We start from the raw sequence: 7,913 nt of genomic DNA, 5'->3' as shown, positions 1-7,913 counted from the left end.
GTCCTCCACGCCATGATCCGCGACGGCAGCCTCTACCACCCCCGAACCCCACTGCCAGCCACCGCCGCTTGACAAACCACATAGGGACACCCCCCGCGCTCTGCAGGGACTCACGCGATGTGCAGGGACCTGTGCGATTTGCAGGGACGTGTGCGATTTGCAGGTCCGTGTGCGATGTGCAGGTCTTCGCACGAGGATCCACCGTTTCGCCGCGCACAAGCGGGTCTCGTGTCGGTATCCCCTGCACATCGCACCGAAGCCTGCAAATGGTACATGCCCGGCAACGCGAGAAGCCCCGGTGCGAACACCGGGGCCTCTCGCGCGCAGGACTGGATTCAGCGAGCCGCGTAGTACTCAACGACGAGCTGTACTTCACAGGTCACGGGGACCTCGGCGCGCTTCGGGCGGCGCAGGAGGGTCGCCTGCAGCTTGTCGATCTCGACCTCGAGGTAGCCCGGGGTCTTGGGAAGGACATCGACGTGACCGCCGGCGGCCGCGACCTGGAAAGGCTCGGTGCCCTCAGAGCGGGTCTTGACGTGGATGACCTGGCCCGGCTTCACGCGGAAGGAGGGGCGGTCGACCGTCTTGCCGTCGACCATGATGTGGCGGTGGGTGACAAACTGGCGCGCCTGCGCGGTGGTACGGGCGAAGCCCGAACGCAGGACGAGGGCGTCGAGGCGCATTTCGAGAAGCTCGACCAGGTTCTCACCGGTCAAACCCTGGGTGCGGCGCGCCTCCTGGAAGGCGATGCGCAGCTGCTTCTCGCGGATGCCGTACTGGGCGCGCAGACGCTGCTTCTCGCGCAGGCGGACCGCATAGTCGGAGTCGGCCTTGCGCTTCGAGCGGCCGTGCTCACCGGGAGCGTAGGGACGCTTCTCGAGGTAGCGGGCGGCCTTCGGAGTCAGAGGGATGCCGAGGGCGCGCGAGAGGCGCGTCTTCGAGCGGGTACGTGAGGTGGTCGACACTGTGGTCCTTCCAAGGTCTGAGAGGTTCGGTCGCAGCTCTCATCCACCGGCTCCGGAGAGGAGGGCGAACGCCGCGGTCGTGTCCTCCGCGGGTGCGAAGGAAGGGTGACCGCGGTAGCGAACTGCGCGATTCAGAGGGATGTGCTGCTCCGCTCGGCTACAGAGCGACGGGCAACTTCGCAACACTATCAGGCCGCAGCGCTCGGGGCACACGGAGTGGAGGGAGCGCGTCAGCCCCGCGACCCGCGGACAATCCGGAGCAGTTTGGCGAGCCGCGCCGAGACATCTCGCTCGTTGCCGTGCTCGGTGGGCCGGTAGTAGCGGGAGCCCTGAAGCACCTCCGGCAAATACTGCTGCTCGAGCACGCCGAGGTCGGCGTCGTGCGGGTAGCGGTAGCCCTTGCCGTGGCCGAGGCGCTTGGCTCCCGGGTAGTGCGCGTCGCGCAAGTGCGCCGGGACCCGGCCGGCCTTGCCCGCGCGAACATCAGCGATCGCGGCGTCGATGGCCGAGTAGGAGGCGTTCGACTTAGGCGCGGTGGCGAGGTGCACGACGGCCTGCGCCAGCGGGATGCGCCCCTCTGGCATCCCGATGAACTGAACCGCGTCGGCCGCGGCGATCGCGACCACGAGCGCCTGCGGGTCGGCCATACCGATGTCTTCTGAGGCTGAGACGATGATGCGGCGGGCGATAAAGCGCGGATCCTCCCCCGCCTCGATCATCCGCGCCAGATAGTGCAGGGAGGCGTCGACGTCGGAGCCGCGGATCGACTTGATGAAGGCGCTGATGACGTCGTAGTGCTCGTCGCCGTTGCGGTCGTACCGCAGCAGCGCACGGTCGACTGCACGAGCGACCACCTCCGTCGTGATGATGGGCAGCGCAGGCTCCTGGGCCACATCGGCGGGGGTCTCGTCCTCCTCGCCGTCCTCCTCGGCGGCCGACGCCCGCGCCACTCGCTCGGCCTCGCGCGCCTCCGACCGCGCCGACGTGGCAGCCGCCTCGAGGGCTGTGAGCGCCCGTCGTGCATCGCCCGACGCGAGGCGCACGATGCTCGCGCGCGCCTCCTCATCGAGGACGACGGAGTCGCGCAGCCCGCGCTCATCATGCAGCGCGCGGTCGACCAGAACGCCCAGGTCGTCATCGCTCAGTGGCTCCAACGTCAGCAGCAGCGAACGCGAGAGCAGCGGAGCGATCACCGAGAACGACGGGTTTTCGGTCGTTGCCGCAATCAGGATGACCCAGCCGTTCTCGACCCCGGGAAGCAGTGCATCCTGCTGCGCCTTCGTGAAGCGATGGATCTCGTCAAGAAACAACACCGTGGAGGTGCCGTAGAGGTCGCGAGTGGACAGCGCCTCCTCCATCACCTGCCGCACGTCTTTCACTCCCGCGGTGACCGCAGAGAGTTCGACGAAGCGCCGCCCGCTCGAATGCGCGACGGCCTGGGCCAGCGTCGTCTTGCCCGTGCCAGGCGGGCCCCAAAGGATCACCGAGACGGCTCCGCGCTCGCCCGTGGTATCGGCCGCGAGGGCGACCAGCGGAGAACCCGGGGTGAGCAGGTGCCGCTGCCCCGCTACTTCCTCGAGGCTGCGCGGGCGCATCCGCACGGCGAGCGGAGTCGCGCCCGAGCGGAGCCCGGCCTGCTGCATGGTCATGCGACCAGCGTAACGACGGCCACCGACACCGTGACGGAGCAGCGTTTGTCCAGCCTCCAGGGAGTCTCGTAGGCTCGACCCGGCCTGCACGCGCGGGTCGCCGCGCCGTCCGAGCGCGGAAGACGACGTCGGAGGAACACGTGGCTCAGGGAAAGTCGAACGACAGGGGAAAGTCGAACGACCGCGAGGCGCGCACCCGGCTCCGGGCGTACCAGGCCCGCCAGAGCCTGCACCGGTCGAGACAGAGGCGACGCGTTCGTGACAATACTCTTGCCGCGATCGCGTCCGTCGTCGTCATCACCCTCGCCGTCGTCGCCCAGCTCCTCTACTTCTCTGACGGACCGGGCGCCCCGGTTGCCGCTGTCTCCTCCTCCGACACCGCATCGCCGACCCCGGCGCCGTCCGGGGAGAACACCGGCGACGTCCCCTCCTCCGACATTGCCGAGGGCCGCGACTGGACGGGCACGCTCACCATCGGCGCGGACCCCCTCGGCATCATGCTGACGGGCGGCGCCGCTCCGCAGGCCGTGTCCTCCTTCCTCTCTCTCAGCAGGTCCGGCTTCTACGACGGACTCTCGTGCCACCGCCTCACCACCAAGGGTCTCTACGTCCTCCAATGCGGCGACCCGAACGGCGACGGCACGGGCGGCCCGGGCTACAGCTACGGCCCGGTCGAGAATGCGCCGGGAGACGGCGTTTACCCGGCAGGAGCCATTGCGATGGCGCGTCAGGGCGGCAACGGCTACAGCCAGGGCAGCCAGTTCTTCATCGTCTACGAGGACACGAGCCTGCCGACCGACGCCGCTGGCGGCTATACCGTGATCGGCCGAATCACGTCCGGCCTCGACACTCTCGTGAACGACGTCGTCGCCAAGGGCACGGCTGATGGCTCCGACGATGGCGCACCCGCCGAGCCCATCTCGATCGCCTCCGTCACCCTCGAGTAGTGCGAGCCTCAGAGCGAGCATCCGCAGGGCACGAACCGTCCGTGCAGGGAGTGCAATAGGCTGATCGTCACTGCCCGTTCGCCGCCGAGCGCGGTCTTCGGCCCTCCGGCCGTCGAGGCCGACCGGCCGACGATGAGGCGGGCACCGAGAAGCACGACATCGAACAGCAAGGTGAGGCTCCGAGCGATGAGTGACCAGCAGCCGTGGGGACGGGTCGGCGACGACGGGACGGTCTACGTCCGTGTCGGCGACGGGGAGCGCGAGGTCGGCCAGTACCCGGATGCGACTCCCGAGGAGGCGCTCGCCTATTACGAGCGCAAGTACACCGAACTCGCCGGGCAAGTCTCTCTGCTCGAGCAGCGCGCCAAGCGCGGCGCGCCAGCCGGCGATGTCGCCCGTACCGTCCAGTCGCTCTCTGCCGCCATCGCTCAAGCTCACGCGGTCGGCGACCTCGGGGCATTGCAGACCCGCATTGATGCTCTGAGTGGCTCCGTCGAGGACCTCACCGAACAGCAGGCCGCTGAGACGAAGGCCGCGCTCGCGGATGCCCTCGCCTACCGCGAGGCAATCGTTGCCGAGGCCGAGGCGCTCGCCGCCGTCGATCCGGCGAAGACACAGTGGAAGCAGGCCAGCGCGGCGATCGACGACCTCTTCGCGCGCTGGCAGAACCACCAGCAGCAGGGGCCCCGTCTTCCCAAGAACGACGCGAACGAACTGTGGCGCCGGTTCCGCGGTGCCCGCACCACCATCGAGCAGAACCGCAAGGCGTTTTTCGCTGATCTCGATTCGGCGCACCGTGAGGCGAAGCAGGCCAAGCAGGCGCTCATCGACCAGGCCGAGGCTCTGGTGCCCCAGGGCGCCGACGCGATTCCGGAGTATCGGGCGCTCCTTGAGCGCTGGCGGGTCGCCGGCCGCGCAGGCAAGCGGTTCGATGACGCGCTCTGGGCGCGGTTCAAGGCCGCTGGCGATGCGATCTACGGCGCTAAGGCCGAGGTCGTTGCGCAGGAGAGCGTCGAATACACCGAGAACCTCGACCTCAAGCTCGCTTTGCTCGACGAGGCAGAGCCCCTGCTCAAGGAACAGGACCGCGAGAAGGCCAAGCGCGCGCTTCTCTCGATCCAGGAGCGCTGGGATGCGGTCGGCCGCGTGCCGCGCGAACAGGTGCGCGTCGTCGAAGACCGCCTGCGCACAGTCGAGGCGTATGTTCGCAAGCTCGACGAGGAGCACTGGAACCGCAGCAACCCCGAGCGCAAGGCACGCTCGGAAGGGCTCGCCTCGCAACTGACCGCGGCAATCCAGAAGTTGCAGGACGAACTCGACGAGGCGAAGGCCCGCGGCGACCGCGCGGCGATCGCCCAGGCGCAAGAGGCGCTCGACGCCCGCAAGGTGTGGCTCGACGCGATCGGCTGAGCGCCGCCGCGGCGGATCCCTCCACAGATCCGCCGCGGGCGATCTGCGAGGCCCGCGCATCGGCCATTCTTGCCGAATGCGTCTTCCCGCCGTTCTTCTCCCCGGATATCTGCCGCTCGCCGAACTGTGCGCCGCGAAACTCGACGGCGAACTCGTCGGCCTCGACGAGGGCTTCCTCGTCGCGGACTTGCCACTCGGCGTTCCTGAGCGGCTCGCCGCACTCGCGGCGGTCCTCCCCCAAGGGGCCGTCGCCGACCGTCTCTCGGCGGCCTGGGTGCACGGAGCGATGCATGACCCGCCTCAGGTACACAGCGCCTCCGTCGACCGGCGGCGTCGACTGCGTCCGCCGCTCACCTCCCGGCTCCGCTGTCACGAGGTACTCCTGGACGACGGCGATGTGCTGGTCTCCGACGGCATCGCAGTGACGACCGCCGTCCGGACCCTGATTGATCTGGCCCGCACCGGCGGAGGCGAGAGCCTGATCCGCTCCGTCGCCCTCGCGACACGGACGGAGCTGGAGGCGGTGCTGGCGCGTCTCGGGAACGGAGGACCGGTCGCCGCGCCCCACAGAATCGAACGCCGACTGCGGGCGGCGCTCTCCCCTGCGCCGCTCGAGGCTCAGCCCGCGCTCACCCGGTAGACGTCGTAGACGGCGTCGATCCGACGGACGGCGTTGAGCACACGATCGAGATGGGTCGTGTCCCCCATTTCGAAGACGAATCGGCTGATCGCCAGTCGGTCGCTCGAGGTCGAGACCGTGGCCGACAGGATATTGACGTGGTGCTCGGAGAGGACGCGCGTCACGTCGCTCAGCAGGCCGGAGCGATCAAGCGCCTCGACCTGGATCTGGACGAGGAAGATGCTCTTTGAGGAGGGCGCCCACTCCACGTCGACGATTCGCTCCGGCTCCTTCAAGAGCTCCTGCACGTTGTGGCAGTTCGCCTGATGCACCGAAACGCCGGCGCCACGGGTGACGAAACCGACGATCTGGTCGCCGGGTACCGGAGTGCAGCATTTCGCGAGCTTCACCAGGATGTCTGGCGCACCCTTGACCAGGACGCCCGACTCGCTGCTGCGGCTGCGTGGACGGGGCGATCGCGGGAGCGTGACCTCGTTCTCATCCGACTCCGGATCGCCCTGGATCGAGGAGACGACCTTCTCGAGCACCGACTGGGTCGAGACGTGGCCCTCGCCGACCGCCGCGTAAAGCGCTTCGACGTCGTTGTACCGCAGCTGGCTGGCCACCTCGGTGAAGGTGTCCTGGCTCATCAGCTTCTGTAGCGGGAGATTCTGCTTGCGCATTGCTCGGGCAATGGAGTCCTTGCCCTGCTCGATGGCTTCGTCGCGCCGCTCCTTCGTAAACCACTGGCGGATCTTATTGCGCGCGCGTGGACTCTGCACGAAATGCAGCCAGTCCTGGCTCGGCCCCGAATCAGGATTCTTCGACGTAAAGACCTCGACCACATCGCCCGTCGTCAGCGACGACTCCAGCGGTACGAGACGCCCATTAACCTTGGCGCCCATCGTCCGATGCCCGACCTCGGTGTGCACGGCATAGGCGAAGTCGACCGGAGTTGCTCCGGTGGGCAGCCCAATGACCCGGCCCTTCGGCGTGAAGACATACACCTCTTTCGCGCCGATCTCGAAGCGGAGGGAGTCGAGGAACTCGTTCGGGTCGGTCGTCTCGGACTGCCAGTCGGACAGATGCGCGAGCCAGGCCAGGTCGTTGTCATTCGATCCGGAGATGGGCACCTTGCCGGTAGCCATCTGCTCCTTGTACTTCCAGTGCGCCGCGATACCGAACTCCGCATGCTGGTGCATCTCGTTGGTGCGGATTTGGATCTCGACTGCCCGGCCCTTGGGCCCGACCACCGTGGTGTGCAGTGACTGGTACAGGTTGAACTTCGGGGTGGCGATGTAGTCCTTGAAACGGCCGGGAATGGGCGTCCAGCGCGCGTGGATCGAGCCGAGCACGGCGTAGCAGTCGCGCACCGAGTTGACGAGCACGCGGATGCCGACGAGGTCGTAGATCTCGTCGAATTCGCGACCACGGACGACCATCTTTTGGTAAATCGAGTAGTACTGCTTGGGCCGACCGACGACACGGCCGCGGATTCGGCCTGCACGAAGATCCTCGCTGATCAGGTCGATAACGCTCTGAACGAACTCCTCACGCTGCGGCGTCCGCCGCTTCACCAGGCTTTCGATCTCGTTATAAATCTTGGGATACAGGACCGCGAACGAGAGGTCCTCGAGCTCCCACTTGATTGCCTGGATGCCGAGTCGATGCGCGAGCGGCGCGTAGATCTCGAGGGTTTCGGTCGCCTTGCGGGCGGCCGACTCCGCCGGCACGAAGCCCCAGGTGCGAGCGTTGTGAAGCCGGTCCGCGAGCTTGATGATCAGGACGCGGATGTCCTTTGACATCGCCACGATCATCTTGCGGACCGTCTCGGCCTGGGCGCTGTCGCCGTACTTGACCTTGTCGAGCTTCGTGACTCCGTCGACAAGCATCGCGACCTCATCGCCGAAATCGGCGCGCAGTTCGTCCAGCGTGTAGTCCGTGTCCTCGACAGTGTCGTGCAACAGTGCCGCCGCGATCGTCTTCGAGCCGATCCCAAGATCGGCGAGGATCTGCGCCACCGCGAGCGGGTGGGTGATGTACGGCTCGCCGCTGCGGCGCTTTTGACTCGAGTGGGCGCGCTCCGCGACCGAGTACGCACGCTCGATCAGAGCAATATCGCTCTTGGGATGGTGCGTCCTGACAGTGCGGACGAGGGTGTCGACGGCGCCGGAGGGCTGCGCGCGGGAGAAGATTCGAGGGACCAGTCTGCGCAGCGCAGCGGTCGAGGACGTCGACGTCGTTTCCGTCACGCGAGGGTCTCCATCGCCCCATTATCGCCCGTGCGGAGGAGGCGAATCACCGCTGCGCCCCTCGCGAACAG

Annotated in this window: 6 protein-coding genes; 3 read left to right on the top strand and 3 right to left on the bottom strand. The window is 67.5% G+C overall.

Features of this window, described 5'->3' with window-relative positions; genetic code table 11:
* Positions 1–335: 335 nt before the first annotated feature.
* Positions 336–965: a 30S ribosomal protein S4 gene (gene rpsD, locus B0H03_RS13735; RefSeq protein WP_068210518.1), complete on the bottom strand. Its 630-nt coding sequence runs from the start codon at positions 963–965 to the stop codon at positions 336–338.
* A gap of 230 nt (positions 966–1,195) precedes the next feature.
* Positions 1,196–2,614, bottom strand: coding sequence for a replication-associated recombination protein A (locus B0H03_RS13730; RefSeq protein ID WP_104264151.1), 1,419 nt, complete (start codon positions 2,612–2,614; stop codon positions 1,196–1,198).
* A 140-nt stretch (positions 2,615–2,754) separates the two neighbouring features.
* Between B0H03_RS13730 and B0H03_RS13725 the strand changes: the two genes are divergently transcribed.
* The 3 genes from B0H03_RS13725 (at position 2,755) to B0H03_RS13715 (ending at position 5,611) form a co-directional block, all read left to right on the top strand.
* Entirely contained in the window at positions 2,755–3,561 is an 807-nt protein-coding gene (locus B0H03_RS13725) for a peptidylprolyl isomerase (RefSeq protein WP_104264150.1), read from the top strand.
* A 186-nt stretch (positions 3,562–3,747) separates the two neighbouring features.
* On the top strand, positions 3,748–4,971 hold the full coding sequence (locus B0H03_RS13720) for a DUF349 domain-containing protein (RefSeq protein WP_104264163.1): 1,224 nt from the start codon (positions 3,748–3,750) through the stop codon (positions 4,969–4,971).
* 76 nt (positions 4,972–5,047) lie between these two features.
* Entirely contained in the window at positions 5,048–5,611 is a 564-nt protein-coding gene (locus B0H03_RS13715) for a type IV toxin-antitoxin system AbiEi family antitoxin (RefSeq protein ID WP_104264149.1), read from the top strand.
* Here B0H03_RS13715 and B0H03_RS13710 read toward each other — a convergent pair.
* The gene (locus tag B0H03_RS13710; protein WP_104264148.1) at positions 5,590–7,842 is read right to left on the bottom strand and encodes a RelA/SpoT family protein; all 2,253 of its coding nucleotides are present in this window, start codon (positions 7,840–7,842) and stop codon (positions 5,590–5,592) included. The genes B0H03_RS13715 and B0H03_RS13710 overlap by 22 nt on opposite strands.
* Between the last annotated feature and the right edge of the window lie 71 nt (positions 7,843–7,913).

Source organism: Rathayibacter iranicus NCPPB 2253 = VKM Ac-1602, from assembly GCF_003149025.1.
GTDB classification, from domain to species: Bacteria; Actinomycetota; Actinomycetes; order Actinomycetales; family Microbacteriaceae; genus Rathayibacter; species Rathayibacter iranicus.
The sequence above is the reverse complement of the archived record's forward strand: the minus strand, read 5'-3'. Positions and strand labels throughout refer to the sequence as shown.